Annotated in this window: 13 protein-coding genes; 4 read left to right on the top strand and 9 right to left on the bottom strand. The window is 56.9% G+C overall.

Annotation, left to right across the window (positions count from 1 at the left end):
- The first annotated feature begins 111 nt into the window (after positions 1-111).
- Positions 112-867 carry a GntR family transcriptional regulator gene (locus tag PQR63_RS14055; protein ID WP_408168528.1) on the top strand — a complete coding sequence of 252 codons (756 nt, stop codon included), beginning with the start codon at positions 112-114 and terminating at the stop codon, positions 865-867.
- A 540-nt stretch (positions 868-1,407) separates the two neighbouring features.
- Entirely contained in the window at positions 1,408-2,505 is a 1,098-nt protein-coding gene (locus PQR63_RS14060) for a porin (RefSeq protein WP_408168530.1), read from the top strand.
- Between the two features lie 270 nt (positions 2,506-2,775).
- Here the strand turns inward: PQR63_RS14060 and PQR63_RS14065 are convergent, their stop codons facing one another.
- From PQR63_RS14065 to PQR63_RS14095, 7 genes are all read right to left on the bottom strand, one after another.
- Positions 2,776-3,843: an adenosine deaminase family protein gene (locus tag PQR63_RS14065; RefSeq protein ID WP_408168532.1), complete on the bottom strand. Its 1,068-nt coding sequence runs from the start codon at positions 3,841-3,843 to the stop codon at positions 2,776-2,778.
- A 118-nt stretch (positions 3,844-3,961) separates the two neighbouring features.
- Positions 3,962-4,930, bottom strand: coding sequence for a nucleoside hydrolase (locus PQR63_RS14070; RefSeq protein WP_408168533.1), 969 nt, complete (start codon positions 4,928-4,930; stop codon positions 3,962-3,964).
- Positions 4,931-4,989: 59 nt separating this feature from the next.
- Positions 4,990-6,006 (bottom strand): ABC transporter ATP-binding protein, encoded by a 1,017-nt coding sequence (locus PQR63_RS14075; RefSeq protein ID WP_408168534.1) that lies wholly within the window; start codon positions 6,004-6,006, stop codon positions 4,990-4,992.
- A 14-nt stretch (positions 6,007-6,020) separates the two neighbouring features.
- Positions 6,021-6,800: an ABC transporter permease gene (locus PQR63_RS14080; protein WP_408168536.1), complete on the bottom strand. Its 780-nt coding sequence runs from the start codon at positions 6,798-6,800 to the stop codon at positions 6,021-6,023.
- Positions 6,797-7,657 (bottom strand): ABC transporter permease, encoded by an 861-nt coding sequence (locus PQR63_RS14085; RefSeq protein ID WP_408168537.1) that lies wholly within the window; start codon positions 7,655-7,657, stop codon positions 6,797-6,799. Before PQR63_RS14085 ends, PQR63_RS14080 begins: the two co-directional genes overlap by 4 nt.
- 108 nt (positions 7,658-7,765) lie before the next feature.
- Positions 7,766-8,785, bottom strand: a complete 1,020-nt coding sequence (locus PQR63_RS14090; RefSeq protein ID WP_408168594.1) for an ABC transporter substrate-binding protein — start codon at positions 8,783-8,785, stop codon at positions 7,766-7,768.
- A gap of 101 nt (positions 8,786-8,886) precedes the next feature.
- Positions 8,887-9,990 carry a porin gene (locus tag PQR63_RS14095; RefSeq protein ID WP_408168595.1) on the bottom strand — a complete coding sequence of 368 codons (1,104 nt, stop codon included), beginning with the start codon at positions 9,988-9,990 and terminating at the stop codon, positions 8,887-8,889.
- A 228-nt stretch (positions 9,991-10,218) separates the two neighbouring features.
- Between PQR63_RS14095 and PQR63_RS14100 the strand changes: the two genes are divergently transcribed.
- Entirely contained in the window at positions 10,219-11,142 is a 924-nt protein-coding gene (locus PQR63_RS14100; protein WP_408168540.1) for a LysR family transcriptional regulator, read from the top strand.
- A 299-nt stretch (positions 11,143-11,441) separates the two neighbouring features.
- Here the strand turns inward: PQR63_RS14100 and PQR63_RS14105 are convergent, their stop codons facing one another.
- A complete protein-coding gene (locus tag PQR63_RS14105) occupies positions 11,442-13,415 on the bottom strand; it encodes a glucokinase (RefSeq protein WP_408168541.1) in 1,974 nt (657 codons plus the stop codon).
- 172 nt (positions 13,416-13,587) lie between these two features.
- Positions 13,588-15,063, bottom strand: a complete 1,476-nt coding sequence (gene zwf / locus PQR63_RS14110) for a glucose-6-phosphate dehydrogenase (RefSeq protein ID WP_408168543.1) — start codon at positions 15,061-15,063, stop codon at positions 13,588-13,590.
- A gap of 262 nt (positions 15,064-15,325) precedes the next feature.
- Between zwf and PQR63_RS14115 the strand changes: the two genes are divergently transcribed.
- A complete protein-coding gene (locus PQR63_RS14115) occupies positions 15,326-16,579 on the top strand; it encodes an ABC transporter substrate-binding protein (RefSeq protein ID WP_408168544.1) in 1,254 nt (417 codons plus the stop codon).
- Positions 16,580-16,735 lie beyond the last annotated feature (156 nt).

The raw sequence follows: 16,735 nt of genomic DNA on the forward strand, positions 1-16,735 counted from the left end.
CAGGCCCGGGGCGAAGCACTTATACTGTGAACATATGTACAAATATTTTCTACGATTTATGCGTCGATTGAGCACAATGGGTTATCTCTCCATCGCCTGGCCGGAGCCGAGATGAGTGAAATCAGAGCGGAGAAGGGAAAGGAGCTGAGCAAGGACTTGAATAAAGACTTGAACAGGGACTTGAGTAACGACGCCGTCGACGCCCGTATATATATGGCGATCATCGACGCGATCCTTGATCACAAGCTTCCTCCCGGTACGCGCCTGGTCGAGGCGCCATTGTGCGAAGCCTTTGGCGTGACGCGCGGGACTTTGCGGCGCGTGTTCGTCAAGCTGGCGCATGAGCGCGTCATTGAGCTGCAACCCAACCGCGGCGCCATCATTGCCTTGCATGACATCGGCGAGGCGCGCGAGGTGTTCGAGGCGCGCGTAATCCTGGAGGTCGGCTCCGTCAAAGGACTGGCCGCAAAGCCGGGTAATAAGAACAAGGCATTTGCCGAGCTGCGCGAGATGATCAAGAAAGAGCATGCCTTGCGCGAAGACGGCAACTGGCGAGACTGGATCCGGCTTTCCGGCGAATTCCATATCAAGCTGGCTGAAGTCAATCAGAACGATATCGTCAGTGGCTATCTCCGTACACTGATCGCGCGTACTTCATTGCTGATCGGTCTCTATGAGACGCCCAAGCGCAATAGCTGCTCGGCTGATGAGCATATCGGCATTCTGGATGCGATCGAGAAGGGTGAGCCGGCATTGGCGGCGCGCCTGATGGAACACCATCTCGGCGAATATGCGCTGGGTTTGCTGGCAGAGCCGACGCAGGCCGTGGAAATTGATTTTGGCAAGCTGTTTGCGCCGGTGCGCTGAAACGCGTCTGCTGAGTATTTCTTGATGGCAGCTTTGTTGTCATTGCAGCATCAGCTGGAAAGAGGGTTAGCAGATTTTGCTAACCCTTTGTTTTTTCATCTACGTTCTTATGAGTAGGTAATCTGATTTTTTCGGGTCGCCGTGCCTCAGCTGTATTTATTCAACAAATCCATTCCTGACAGCAAGCTTTCATTCCGCCTGTCAACCTTCAAACACGCCTAAATGTAGTTTTAAAACTAAGCTTAAGTAGCAAAGCTACTTGTAACATTAGTACACATATTATTTGTCGCTATAGGAAAAGAGTGTTGTAATTCGCATTAAATCTAATGAAATACTGTAGTTGAGGTAAAAAAGTGATGGAAATAAAAATTCTAATGTGTAGAATTAAATAAAATTTTTAGTAAAACTACATAAAATGTAGAGAGGCAAAAAGAAGTACGGACCGTCACATGGCCGTACGGAAATAATGCCCATAAAAAAGAATTCGGGTGCAATGCTCGAAAAATAGTGGAAGTCCCACAAGCAAATTTAGGAGATGAAATGAAAAAAGCTTCAAAAGTCGCATTCATTGCGAAGCCACTCGCTGTTGCAGCCGTTCTGGCATGCGCTTCCGCTGCCGCTCAGGCGCAGACCAATGTGACTATTTACGGTCGTATTGATGCCGGCATCAACTACCAAAGCAACCAGGCCGGCGCCAACGGCACCCGTGGCAGCAAATGGGGTGTTGACGGTAACGAATGGGGCACCAGCATGTTCGGCTTCAAGGGCAACGAAGATCTGGGCGGCGGTCTGAAGGCATTGTTTACACTGGAAAGCGGTTTCGACGCTTCCAATGGACAAGTCAACGGCGGTAGCGGTCTGTGGACACGTCGCTCTTTCGTCGGTCTGAGCGGCGCTGCCGGTACGATCAAGATGGGTAAAGACCTGGCGCTGCAAAGCGATCCGATCTGGGCGCTGGATCCAACCGGCCAACAGGCTCTGAGTACAGCGACGCTGGTCAAGCAACGCAACTGGCCGCAAACCAACAACATGGTCAGCTATGAAACGCCAAACTTTGGTGGTTTCACGGCAACCGTGATGCATGGCTTCGGTGAAGCAGCAGGTTCGTTCACCAAGGGAACCGGCACGACCAACACCAACAACGGCAGCCGCGATGGTATCTCCCTGGCTTACGTGCAATCGAACTACGAACTGCGCGCAATCTATGATGTGCAACGCGACACCAACGGCACATTCGACGACCTGTACAACAACTCGAAAGAGCTGACACTGGGCGGCACGCTGACCATCGACAAGCTGAAACTGTTTGCCGGTTATGAAAACCTGCGTGCACCAGCTGCGCTGGCAGGCAATCCTGATCGCGCCAATCACTACTGGCTCGGTGCGAACTATCAGATCACCCCGGCTCTGACACTGATCGGCGCTGCCTATCACGTGAACGTCAATGCGGGTGTCGGCAGCGCCAACCTGTTCGTCGTCGGCGGCAACTACAGCCTGTCCAAGCGCACACTGTTGTACGCAACCGTCGGTACGGTTCGCAACGGCGCCAACTCCGACTTCGCAGTCGAGTATGGCACCGGCGGCATCAAGGGCCAAAACCAGAACGCGTTCTACACTGGTATCAGCCACTCGTTCTAATTGTTCTGACGTAAGACAAGCCCGGGGTCCCGTGACCCCGGCACCGTCCTCGCGGGCATGAATCTGTCGTTAATAGTCGCGGCAGGGGCATCCTGCGCGGGTCTGCAGCAAACGTGCTGTACTTTAGTCGGGCGGCACACGTAACGCAGAGTAGTCGTAGGTGTAGTGACATCCTGAGGAACTCCCCCTCTTGGCCCGTTCGATGTTGAGCGGGCTTTTTTATGCCCGCTGTATTGTCGTCATGTCACTCTCGTTATTGTTATTGCGCAGTCAGTCTATAGCGAGTCTGTTGCGGAGCGCATCGAAAGATGCCGTCCACTCGTTGCGCCAGTGCTTGCGCTGATCGTCGCTGATCCACGCTGCATCCAAGCCGTTGAGCATGAAGTTGCGCATGTCATCAACACCAAAACCGAATTCCATCATCATCAGCCAGGCCCGCGTCGGCGTGACCAGATGCAGCGTCGGATCATCCGTGTTCGGATGCACGCGCACGCCTGCACTGACCATGGCGCGAATCGGGTGATCCTGCGCCCAGCGCTCCGGCGGCAGTGTGCGCAAGTAGTAGGAGTTGGTCGGCACTACGGTAAAGATCATGTCTTTGGCGATGCATTCTTTCATGTACGCCGGATTATCAACGATGGTGTAGCCATGATCGATACGATCAACCTTCAGTTGCTCGATCGCGGTTTGCACGTTGACCCAGGGCATGCCAAATTCGCCGGCGTGCGCGGTTGTTCTGAAGCCGAAAGCCTGTGCATCGCGATAAGCCTGCAGGAACAATTCCGGCGGTCTATCGTTCTCGCGATAGTCCATGCCGATGCCGATGACTTCCGGCTGGCGATGTTCAGCCATCCATCGCACCATGGCGACGGCTTCCATCGGATCGGCTTCGCGATCGATGCTGGGGATCAGGCGGCCGATCACACCGAAGTCGCGTTGCGCTTCGCGAATCGCCAGCACGATCGCTGCCTGCGCCGAAGCGTAGCTGATACCGGACACACGCACCGTGCCGGTCGGGTTCCAGAAAAATTCGGTATAGAGCACGCCGTGGCTGTGCAGGTCTTCCAGATATTCGTAGGTGATGCGATGCAGGTCGGTCGGACCCTGGATCAGATGCGCATCCAGCGCGCGCAATACGCGCAGCACGCCGACCGGCTTTTCGCCACGGGTGTAGAAGGCATCGATCTCTTCGCGCGAGACGCGATTGCCTGATTTCTCCGACAAGTCGATGAAGGTCTGCCTGCGCACCGCACCGAACAGATGGCAATGCAATTCCATCTTCGGCATGGCGCGCACGAACTGTTCCAGGCTCAGCGGTGTTGCATCGTTACTATGCATGTTGCGCTCCCTGAATGGCGACAATCACGGAGGGCGTGGCGATGACGTATGAATCAACTGCTTTCATAAAACCTGAATCCATTCTGTTCTGCTGCTGTTTTCTGTTTTGGAATGTGCGCTACGACAGCGTGCCCAGTAATTCCTGCATCATGCATTCCATGGCACGCGGGCCGTCGACGGTCATGGCGACTTCGGTATTGGCCTCAGCACGGCGCGGCACGCGGAATTCGCATACCGTCATGCCGCGTGTGAGACGGCCTTGCACTTCAATATCCACGCGCGCAGGCTTGAAGGAAAACAGCTCCGGCCGGCGCAGGTAGATCGCCACCGCCGGGTCATACATCGGCATCGGCACCGAACCATCTGCGCTGCGAATGCGCAGATAGGCCTCGAAGTATCCCGCCAGCCATTTGGCGCGCGGCGTGCCGAGTGCCCGTACTTGCTGCACTTCGTCCGAAGTCACCAGCAACTGGCGACACAGGTTCAGGCCGAACATGCGCAAGGGGATACCGGCATTGAAGACGATATCGGCTGCTTCCGGATCGGCAAAAATATTGAATTCTGCGGCCGCAGTGTGATTGCCCTGGTCGGCTGAACCGCCCATGAGAATGATCTCTTTGATCTGCGCAGCGATATCCGGTGCGCGTTGCAGGGCGGTGGCGATATTGGTCATCGGCGCGATGCACATCAGCGTCAGCTCGCCCGGATGTTTGCGTACCGCTTCAATCAGCGCATCGACGGCATGCGGCAGCGGGCTGCGTTGTTCGCGCGCTTCCTGTTCTGCTTCCGACTGGCGGATGTCGACGGTCGGCAAAGGCTCGCCGGTAGTTGCCATGCCCTCGGCGCCGAGGATGCATTGCGCGGTTTCCTGCGCACCCGCCAGCGGCGCGTCGCAGCCGGCATAGACGGGCACGTCGAGGTGATAGTGCTTCTTGATGCGCAAGGCATTGTCGTAGGTCGTTGCCAGCGGTGCATTGCCGGCGACGACGGAGACGCCCAGCCACTGCACGTCGAGATTGGCCGACAGCATCAGCATCGCGAGCCAGTCGTCGAAGCCGGGATCAGTATCCAGCCAGATTTTTTGCATGATAAATTCTTTCTTGCGTGTGCTTTTGCGTCTGTGTTCTTGTTCTGTATTTTTTTGCCTTAGGCCGGCAAAAACAAGGCGCTGTCCGACGGCAGATCGAACGAGACCGTGTCTCCTTCGCGCCATGTCGCGAAACGCGCTTCGGCGAAACCTTTGACCTCGCCCAGCGGGGTTTGCAGCAAATACTCGACCGAGTCGCCCAGAAAGCCGCGCGACAAGACGGTACCCATGTAGGTGCCGATCCCGACGATCACGCGCTCCGGACGCCAGCCTATGCAGGCAGTGCCGGCAGGCACGGTCACGTTGAATGGCAGCTGCTGGCCGTTGCCTTGCAGATTGCCGTCGCGATAGTCAAAGATGTTTTCAAAGCCCATGAAGTTGGCGACGAAACGGGTGCGCGGCTGGCGGAACAGATTCTCGGGCGCATCCATTTGTTCGATCTTGCCGGCGTTCATCACGACGATGCGATCCGACAGCGCCAGTGCTTCTTCCTGATCGTGGGTGACATACAGCATGGTGATGCCGAGCTCGCGCTGGATGCGGCGCAATTCTGCGCGCATCTGCACGCGCAGCTTGGCGTCGAGATTGGATAGCGGTTCGTCCAGCAACAGCAGTTTAGGTTCGATGACGATGGCGCGCGCCAGGGCGACGCGCTGCTGCTGGCCGCCCGACATCTGTGCCGGCAAGCGTGCTTCGAAACCGGCAAGGCCGACGGCGGCAATGACTTTTTCCACCTTCGCACGTAGCGTCTTGTCGTCGACCTTGCGCAGGCGCAGACCGAAAGCGACGTTGTCGAACACGTTCAGATGCGGGAAGAGGGCATAGGACTGGAACACCATGCCGATGTTGCGCTTGTTGGGCGGCAGGCAGCCGATGTCGCGGCCGTCCAGCGTGATGCTGCCGGCGCGCAAATCAATCAGGCCGGCGATGGCGCGCATGGTGGTGGTCTTGCCGCAACCGCTTGGGCCGAGCAGCGAAATCAGTTCGCCTCGTTCGACCGACAGGTCCAGTTTTTCCACGGCGGCGTTGCTTTTGCCGTAACCCAGCGCCAGTTGGCGCAGTTCAAGATAACTCATCGTGCTCTCGCGTCTCACATGTATTTTGAAATGCCCAGCACCTTCTCGGTCACCAGCACAAAGGCCATGGTGAACAAGACCAGCAAGGTCGACAGGGCGGCGATCGAAGGATCGAAACTGTTTTCCATATGGCCCAGCATCTCGATCGGCAAGGTACTGATACCGGGGCCTGTCAGGAACAGCGACACCGGCACCTGGTTGAACGAGGTGACAAAGGCCAGGAAGAAGGCGGCAATGACGGCGCTGCGAATATTCGGCAGCACGATCAAGAAAAAGGTCTGTGCACGGGAAGCGCCCAGCGTGATCGCAGCTTCTTCGATATCGACGCGCAGGTTGACCAGGCTGGCGTACACCACCCGTACTGCATAAGGGGTGAGCAAGCCGATATGGCCGACCAGCAGCCCGAGGAATACCGGCGCATCCACCAGCAGCACAAAATGACGCAGCAGACCCAGCCCCACCAGCATCGCCGGAACGATCAGCGGCGACGTCAGAATTTGTTTGATCGCGCCCATGCCCGGCGGCGGCATGCGCGACATGGCGTAGGCCACCGGTACGCCGAGCAGCAAGGCAATCACCGTTGCCAGCAAGCCGATTTCGAGGCTGGTCTGGAAGGCGCGCTGAAATTCCTCCGCACCCAGTACTTCAAAGATCCAGCGCAGCGAATAGGATGTCGGCGGAAACGCCAGCGTTTCGCCGGCGCTGAACCCCGCCAGAAAGACGATGATGAACGGCCCCAGCAGGAACAGAAAAACCAGCCACAAAATGGCGCGGGAAAATAAACCTTCTTTCATGTGGAGCTCCGGCTGGAAGAGATGCGTTTCAATCCGGCGTTGACGGCGAGCGTCATGGCAACCAGGATGACCGCGATCACATTGGCGGTGCCGAAATCGCTTTCGACGCTGACTTTTTGATACAGCAGGGTTTCCAGCATCAGCACCTTGGGGCCGCCCAGCAATGCCGGCGTGACATAGGCGGTGACGCAGCCGGTGAACACCAGCGTGCCGCCAACGATCAGACCTTCCTGCGTCAAAGGCAGCGTGACGCGGGTGAATACCTGCCAGGCATTGGCGCCGAGTGTGGAGGCGGCCAGCGTGATGTCGCGCGAGAGATTTTCCATCGAGCTGACCAGCGACATCAGCATCAGCGGCAGCAGCAATTGCAGCAGGCCGACGAAGACTGCCATTTCGCTGAACAGCAGACGTTGCGGTTCATCGGTCAGGCCCAGATGCAACAGGATGGAATTGATCGCGCCGTTGCGGCCGAACAGCACGATCCAGGCATAGGTACGCGCAATCGGCGACACCATCAGCGGCAGGATCATCATGCCCAGCACCAGGCCGCGATAGCGCGGCGATACACGCACGATGGCTTGTGCCGCCGGATAGGACAGCAACGCCGAGAACAGCGTCACCAGCGTGGCAATGCGCAAGGTGCGCATGAAGACCTGGCGATTGAGCGGTTCGGAGAAAAAAGCGACGAAACGATCCACACCCCAGTGCAACGCCGCACCATCGACGCTGTCCGGACCACCGACGCGGAAGGCGTCCAGCAACAAGGCCAGCACCGGCAGCAGGAAGCAGACCACCGTGAAGATCAGGGCCGGCGTCACCAGCAGGATGCCTAAGCGTTTTTTATCATGAGCAACCATGTGTTGCGACTCCGTTTACTTACTCATTACTACTTACTTGGTATGACAGATGCGCAAGCCCGGGATGGCGTTTTTCGATCCCGGGCGTTGAGTGAAGCCGTCAGGGCATTATTTGCTGATGCCCTTGTTCCACTGTTCAAGCCACGCCGAGCGATGCTTGAGCAAGGTTTCGGGTTTGACGAACTTGAGCGAAGCAATGTGCTCGCCGCCATAAGTGTTGAACTCGGCCTTGTCTTTCGGCAGCACTACCTGAGTGTTCACAGGCGAGTCGACCAGCTCCATCGCCAGCGCGGTCTGCACTTCTTTCGATAGCCAGAAATCCATCAGCTGGTAAGCGAGATCGGCGTTCTTGGATTTGTTGACGATACCCATCACGTTCATGCCGGCGGCCTGACCTTCGGTCGGGATGCTCCATTTCAGCGGCATGCCGGTCTTCATCAATTGCGCCCAGGTGAAGCGCGCCACCGGTGCGGCCCAGATTTCATCCTGTGCAAACAGCGAAGACAGCTGTGCGCTGTTCTTGGAGAAGGTCACCACGTTGTTCTTGATGGCCAGAATCTTTTGCATGCCGGTGCTGAAGTTTTCAGTCTTGCCGCCCCAGGCGATGTCAGCCATTTGCAGCGCCAGCGGGCCTTGCGTGGTGCTGACGTCAGGCAGCGCGATGCGGCCCTTCATGTCATCACGCCACAGGTCTTTCCACGAGGTCAGCGACTTGATCTTGTCGGTGCGATACACCAGACCGACGGAATAAATGGTGTAGCCGACCGCGTAGTTGCCGCCGATAGGATTGCGCGCGAACGGATAGATCTGGCTGTAGTTCTTGAGCTTGCTGTAGTCGAGCGGCTGGATCAATCCCTTGCGCGAGGCTTCCAGCATGCCGAAGTCCGACAACAACACCAGATCGACCACGGGATTGTCGCGACGCGCATCCAGCTTGGCGATGCGATCGGCGTTGTTGCCGGTTTCCACCACGATTTCACAGCCGCATTTTTCCTTGAACGGTGCATACACGTACTTGTTGAACAGCGGCTGTGCGATCGGGTAGGCGGACAATACCAGCGTCCGTTTCTCAGCATGGGCTGGGGAGACTGCCAGGGTGAGCAGGCCCGTACCGAGAAGGGCAAGCATGCCCGCCAAACTTGCTTTTTTCAAAATATATTTCCTTTAGACATAATCAGATGCGATGCCTATTTTAGGCCTGTCCATGGGAAGACAGGCCCGGGCCTTGCTTAAAAGACGTGACGCATGCCCAACATCAGGACACCTTGGTGCTTGTCGCTCGACGATGGGAAGCCGAAGATAGTGGCGTTCTTGGCGTCGCCGGCAGCGATCTGGTAGCTGTACGTGATGGCGACGTCAGTGCGCTTGGACAGGAAGTAATCCGCCTGGAAGTTGACCTGATGCCACTTCGGATTGGTGTTGATGGTGTCGTACTTGCCGACGGTGTAGAAGTAGGACGCGCCCAGATTCAGCGCCGGCGTCATGTGATGGACGAGGTTCAAGTCCAGGTTTTGCAGCGTCAGCTTGGTGTTGTCCAGGTAGTCATACTTGACGTTGCTGTACATCAGGCCGAAATCGGTATTGCCCACGGTGTAAAAGCCGCCGGTGCCGAGGATGCGTTGCTTTTGCACGCCGACGGTGCTGTGGACAGCGCTCTTGTTGAAGATCAGCAGCGAGCTGGCGTAGTCGTTGGACATCGCGCCGTCAGGGCTTTGGGCACTGTTCGGTGTATCCATCTGGGTGTAGGCAACCGCCCATTTGAAGCGCTCGCTCTTGTAGCCGGAACCGATGCTCATGACGCGGTTGATGCTGGTATCGCCCGCAACTTCACCGAAGCCATACAGCGCAGTGACGTTGAAATTGTTGAAGGTCGGGCTGATGTACTTGACCGAATTCTGTGCGCGCAGGTTGTTGTAGCCGTTGTCGTTGTCGCCGATATGGACGCCGTTACTGGCGATCACTACCGGGCCGAGGTAGTCCTTGACCGCTTCATATTGACGACCCAGGGTCAGGGTACCCATGCTGTTGTTGCTCAGGCCGACGTACGACAAACGACCGAACAGGCGGCCGTTTTGCGCAGTACCGCCAGTCATCATGTTGAAGCCGTTTTCCAGATTGAAGATGGCTTTCGAGCCGCCGCCGAGGTCTTCCTGGCCGCGGAAGCCGATGCGTGGATTCTGGTTGGTGCCGCTCAGCGCTTCCAGATTGTGCGGGCCGCCCTGATTGCTCAGATAGCCGACACCGCCGGAGATCAAACCATAAATTTCCACCTTGCTTTGCGCTTGTGCCTGCGCACCTGCCAGCAATGCTGGAATTGCCATCGTGCCGATCATCCACTGCTTCATCATCATCATCCCCCCGGAAATCGGGCGCAAAGCCCGAGAAAATAAAAAATACGTTTTAGGCGTTATGCCACCGGGATGCAGAATATGATAATTGGATAAATAATATAATTTGTTTATTTTTATAATTTCATAAATTTAACTTATAACCATCCTGTGTGAATCTGCTACGTATTTAACATGCAGTGCTTACGGGGCGGGCGAAAGCGGGCCATTGCCATGATCAAGCTCAATAACAAGGTTACTCTGCGCCATCTTCAAGCGCTGGCAACGTTGGCTTCTACCAACAGTTTTAGCCGGGCGGCGGAAGAGTTGTCCGTGACACAGCCGGCGCTCAGCGCCTCCATCAAGCAGCTGGAAAACCAGCTCGGTACCAAATTGTTCGACCGCACCACCCATCAGATCGGTCTGACGGCGCAGGGCGCGGTGGTGCTGGAATACGCCAAACATCTGCTCAATACGGCCGCCAATACCTTCAACGATATCCAGCACGTGATCGGGACAGGCCGGCATCGCATCCGTATCGGCGCCATTCCTTCTGCCGTCACGCTGACCGCCGCCGTGATCGCGCGCTACAACGCGGCCCATGAAGAGCATGTGGAAATCATGTTGTCGGATATGCCCAATGACGCACTGCTGGCGGCGCTGCATACCGGTAAGCTGGATTTTTGCGTCGGCATCAAACCGCCAGATCCGGATTCGGCATCGCTCGATACCGTGACCTTGTTCGAGGATGAACTGGTGCTGATCGTGTCGCGCGAGCATCCTTTGGCCGGCTCCAAGGAAGTGCACTGGCGCCAGATGGCGGGTGAGGAAATTGTCTTGTTCACCCAGGGCAGCGTCTGGGAATTCGCCTCGGCGGCTTTGCTGCAGCATGGTTTGTCATCGTCCAAGCGCTATCACGTGGTGCACAGCGAGTCGCTGTACGGCGTAGTGCGTTCCGGCATCGCCATTGGCATCATGCCGAGCCTGTACACCAGCTACCTGCGCGACGATACGCTGCACGTCGCGCCGCTGCGCTTTCCCACACTCAAGCGCAAGATCGTGCTGATGCGGCGCAATGAAGTCAGCCGCAGCGAATGGACCGATCACTGCTTCCGCGAGTTGCGCGACGATCTGAAGCAGGCCAATCACTGGTTCTGAGGGGGCTGTTCGGTTCTTCTTGCATAGTTTGCCGTCGTCCCAGCGAACGCTGGCACCCAGTGTCGTGACCAGCGCTAATACGACGCTGGATCCTGACTTTCGTCAGGACGACGGAGTTTTAATCTGACGGCATTTAGTTCTTAGGTACGGGTCTTCTCTATATATATGAGATCGCCCAAAGAAAAACCGGCAAGCCCCGAAGGTCTTGCCGGTTATTTTTTATACAGAAGGCTTGTGTACGTTGCGTGCCTTCTTTGTCTCCGCCGCTTAACTGATTACTGATTAGCTGATGTTCTCGCTTACTTGGTATGCGAGATCAGATTGGGTTTGCCGCTTTCTTCACCGTGACGCTCGTCAGTGTGTTCGCCGGCAGCCGACACCTTGTCGCCGATCACGTCATGCGTGGAGGCGATGTGGGCCAGGATGCCGCGCTTGGCCTGGCGCTGCAGCTCGGCGAACGGGCTGGAGCGGTTCAGCGACACACCCACTGCCAGTACGTCGACCAGCAGGAGCAGCAGAATGCGCGACACCATCGGGATGTGCATCATGCTGCCTTCGTCGTGCTCGACCGCCAGCGTGAAGTCGGCGCGCTTGGCCAGTTGCGAATTGCTTGGCGCCAGCGCAATGATGGTCGCGCCGGAGTTGACTGCAACTTCAACCGTGGTTGCCAGATGGCGCAGGCGGCCGGAGTTGGAGATGATCACGGCGACGTCGGTGTTCTTCAGCAGCGATGCCGACACTTCCTGCAATTGCGGGTCGGTGTAGGCGGTCGATGGAATGCCGAGGCGGAAGAACTTCTGTTGCGCATCTTCGGCCACCAGGCCGCAGCTGCCGAAACCATAGAACTCCACACGGGTGGCGTGGCTCAGTACTTCGATGACCTTGCTCAGCGTATCGGCGTTGAGGCTGTCGCGCACTTCCATCATTGCCGCGATGGTGTTGTCGACCACCTTGACACCGACGTCCAGTGGCGAGTCGCCCACGTGCACCTGGCTATGCGCGACCGGCACGGTGCCGGTGACGCCAGAAGCGAGTTTCAGTTTGAAGTCTGCCAGGCCCTGGCAGCCCATGGTGCGGCAGAAGCGGATCACCGTCGGCTGGCTGACGTTGGCGCGGCGGGCGATTTCCGAGATCGGTTCGCTCATAACGGCGCGCGGGTGCGCCAGAATCAGGCTGGCGACACGTTCTTCTGCCGGCGAGAATTGCGAGCGAGCCTTGCGGATACGCTCCAGGAAAGGCACGGCATTGCCGCCGCCCAGACGCTCGGCGAGAATCGCGGCAACGCCGACGAAAGCCGGGTAGGGCGCTGTGATGACATAGGTCGGGATCTTCTGCATGTAGGCGTCGAAACGCCCTTTGCTTTCGAAGCGGGCGCGGAAGGCCGATTGTGCAAAGTAGTCGCCCAGATGCGGCACCACGCCGCCGCCAATATAGATACCGCCCAATGTGCCCAGTGTGACGGCGACGTTGGACGCCAGCGTGCCGAGCATGCCGCAGAAGCAATCGACTACTTCCAGGCACAGCGGGTCTTTTTGGTTCAGCGCGCGGTCGACGATTTGCGGCGCCGTCAGTTCTTCGGCGTTCTTGATCTTGTTGCTTACTTTATTAATTTCGCACAGCGCGCTGTAAATCATTTCCAGGCCGGGGCCGGAGATCAGGCGTTCAGCCGAGACGTGCTTATAAGTGCGCCAGCAATATTGCAGGATCGCCGCTTCTTTTTCATCGGCAGGCGAGAACGAGACGTGACCGCCTTCGCTGCCGAGTGCAATCCAGCGGCCTTCGCTCGGGATCAGGCCGCCTACACCGAGGCCGGTGCCGGCACCGACCAGACCGATCACGCCGCCTTCCAGTCCTTGTCCGCCGCCGACCTGTATGCAGTGTGACTGTTCCAGATGCGGTAGCGCCATCGACAGCGCGGTGAAGTCATTGACCACCAGCAGCGTATCGAGACCGAGCAGCTTGCGCGTCTCTTCAATCGAAAAAGCCCAATGGTGATTCGTCATCTTGATCTGATCACCTTGCACCGGATTGGCGATGGCGATAGCCGCGTGATGAATCGCGGGGTGTTCATTGGTCGCCAGATAGGCTTTGACGGCCTGTGAAAACTCAGGGTAATCGGCGCAGCGCAGCGTCTGGATAGTGTCTATCTGCCCGGGCGCACGTTCCAGTGCGAAACGGGCATTGGTGCCGCCGATATCAGCCAACAAGCGCGGACCATCCATGAAGGTGTTCGACGAATTGTAACTGCCATGTATGAGCGATGCTGAAGACATGTAGTAAAACTTTCCGAATAAAAACGGTTATACGTTATCGGTGATTCTTAACGGTATGCCTGGAGAGCAGCCACGTAGTGTAGCTCGCTTTGCGCAAATCCGTTTTGCTAAAGCAACAACGTCAAACCGGCACGCTTGTGCCATTTGGACCGTTATGGCTTTATCAATTTGATCACCGGTCTTCTGGCCAGTGTGCGCCGGCGCGCGACATCATTGCCGACGATGCACTGGGTCCCCAACTTCCAGCTAAATACGATTTCGGCGCGGCCGATGTGCTCTGCCAGTGGTTGAGCAACGGCTCGACCCAGCGCCAGGCAGCCTCTTGCTCATCGCGCCGCACAAACAATGAAAGATTTCCGCGGATCACGTCCAGCAGCAGACGCTCATAGGCATCGGCTCGCTTTTGCTTGAACGCCTGATCAAAGGCCAGATCCAGCGCCACCGGCTGGATCGCCATGCCGTCGCCAGGTTCTTTGGCAAAGCAATGCAACTGTATTGATTCTTCCGGCTGCAAGCGGATCACCAGGCGGTTGCTGGTCGGGATGCCGCTCGGCATCGGCAGGATCGCGTGCGGAATCGGACGGAAAGTAATCACGATTTCCGCCGTGCGTTCCGCCAGGCGTTTGCCGGTGCGCAAGAAAAACGGCACGCCGGCCCAGCGCCAGTTATTGATTTCGGCATGCAGAGCAATGAAGCTCTCTGTCTTGGATTGCGTCGGAATGCCGGCTTCCTGGTGATAGCCGACAACCGGCTGACCGCGCACTGCGCCGGCGGCGTATTGGCCGCGCACGGCGTGCGATTCCAGATCTTCGCGGCTGAACGGTTTCAGGGCGCGCAGCACGCGAACTTTTTCATCCCGTATAGCATTGGCATCAAGCGAGGTCGGAGGTTCCATCGCTACCATGCACAGCAGCTGCAGCAAATGGTTTTGCACCATATCGCGCAATGCGCCGGTGCCGTCGTAGAACTCGCCGCGGCCTTCCACCCCAAGCTGCTCGGCGATGGTCAGTTGCACATGTTCGATCGACTCGCGTCTCCACAGCGGTTCAAACAGGCTGTTGGCAAAGCGCAGGGCCAGCAGGTTCTGGACCGACTCCTTGCCTAAATAGTGATCGATGCGATAAATCTGGTCTTCCGCGAACACGCGCGCCACGGCGTCGTTGATCGCGCGCGAGGACTGCAGGTCATGGCCCAGCGGTTTTTCCAGCACGACGCGGGCATTGTCGAGAGAGATACTGCTAGCCGCCAGATGGTTGCAGATCGGTTCAAACAGTTTCGGCGACGTTGCCAGATAAAACACCGTGACGGCTTTTGTATTGAGCTGTTGGCCGAGCAGGGTGTAGTCGGCGGCGTTGTTGGCGTCGAGTACGACATAGGCAATTCTTGCGAGAAAACTTTGCCATTTTTTCGCATTATCACCAGCAATACCTTCGCTGACATGCGCGCCGGCCTGGGTATGCGCCCAGTCAAGATAGGCGTCTTGGCTCAACTGCTGGTTGGAAACGCAAATGATACGACCGTCTTGATGCAACTTGCCGTCAAGATGCGCGGAGAACAGCGCCGGAATGATCTTGCGCATCGCCAGATCGCCTGTCGCTCCAAACAGGACGAAATTGAACAAAGTCGCTTCTTCTTGAATGACGTGCATGTATTTTCTATGTAATTAAACAAAACTTATATTGCAATGTTACTGTAGCATTACTACAATTACAAGCGAGCGACGGGAGTTCGCCCTAATAATTAAATTTTATTGAGGCGTTTTTTGTAGTTTAAGTAAAGTGAGCTAGTAAGTTATGCGGCAAAGAGTGTCCACAAGGCACCGCCAACCAGTAGCAAGTTCTCTCCCCCGGGAACGCTGACCTTGCCGCGATGCAATTCGCCGGCAATTTTTAAAACACAGGAGATAAAAAATGATGTTGAAGCACGCCATTAAAAAAAGTCTGATCGCCACCACCCTGATCGCAGCTTCCACCGTAGCGTATGCCGCGGAAGTGGAAGTGCTGCATTACTGGACCTCCGGCGGTGAAGCAAAATCGGTTGCTGAACTGAAAAAAATCATGGAAGCCAAGGGCGTAACCTGGAAAGATTTCGCAGTTGCAGGCGGCGCGGGTGAGAACGCAACGACAGCCCTGAAGGCGCGCGTCATCGCCGGCAGCCCTCCGACAGCAGCCCAGATCAAGGGCCCGGCTATTCAGGAATGGGGTCAAGAAGGCGTGCTGGCAAACATTGACTCCGCCGCAACCGCAGGCAAGTGGGATTCGCTGCTGCCAAAGTCGGTGTCGAGCGTGATGAAGTATCAAGGCCACTATGTCGCTGCACCGGTCAACGTGCACCGCGTCAACTGGCTGTGGATCAATCCGGAAGTGCTCAAGAAAGCCGGTGCCAAGACCCCGACAAATTGGGATGAATTCTTCGACGCTGCTGAAAAGATCAAGAAGGCCGGTTTCGTCGCCGTTGCCCATGGCGGTCAGCCATGGCAGGACGCCACCGTGTTTGAAACCGTCGCCCTGGGCGTCGGCGGCGCAGACTTCTATCAGAAGGCTCTGGTGAAACTGGATCAGACAGCCCTGACCAGCGCCAACATGGTCAAGACTTTCGACACACTGGGCAAGATCAAGACCTACATCGACAAGGATTCCGCAGGCCGTGACTGGAACCTGGCAACCGCCATGGTCATCAACGGCAAGGCCGGCATGCAATTCATGGGCGACTGGGCCAAGGGCGAATTCACTACCGCCGGCAAGCAACCAGGCAAGGACTATCTGTGCGTAGCAGCACCAGGCACCGAGAAGTCCTACACCTTCAACATCGACTCGATCGCCATGTTCAAGGTCAAGAATCCTGATTCGCAAAAAGCGCAGCTGACGTTGGCAACCGCCATCATGAGCCCTGAATTCCAGGAAGTGTTCAACCTGAACAAGGGTTCGATCCCGGTTCGTCCTGATATCCCACGCGGCAAGTTCGACAGCTGCGCGACCAAGTCGATGGATGATTTTGCCGCATCGAGCAAAGCCAATACCCTGGAGCCAAGCATGGCCCACGGTATGGCTGTCAGCTCGGCCGCTCAAGGCGCGATGTTCGACGTGATTGCCAAGTTCATGAATTCCAACATGACATCGCAAGCCGCAGTGCAAGCTCTGGCCAAAGCAGCTAAAACTCAGTAAGCAATAAGAAGTAATTAGAAGCAGTGTAATAAGGCCTGTCCCGCAGTGCGCTCCGGCGCCTGCGAACAGGGTATTTACGGGGCGGGCGCAGCGGTCAGGCGCCCATCGTCGTGAAAGACCGGCAAGATTTTTCGACCGGCTTCGCGATATTTCCCC

This window comes from Herbaspirillum rhizosphaerae (genome assembly GCF_046025915.1).
GTDB classification, from domain to species: domain Bacteria; phylum Pseudomonadota; class Gammaproteobacteria; order Burkholderiales; family Burkholderiaceae_D; genus Herbaspirillum; species Herbaspirillum rhizosphaerae_A.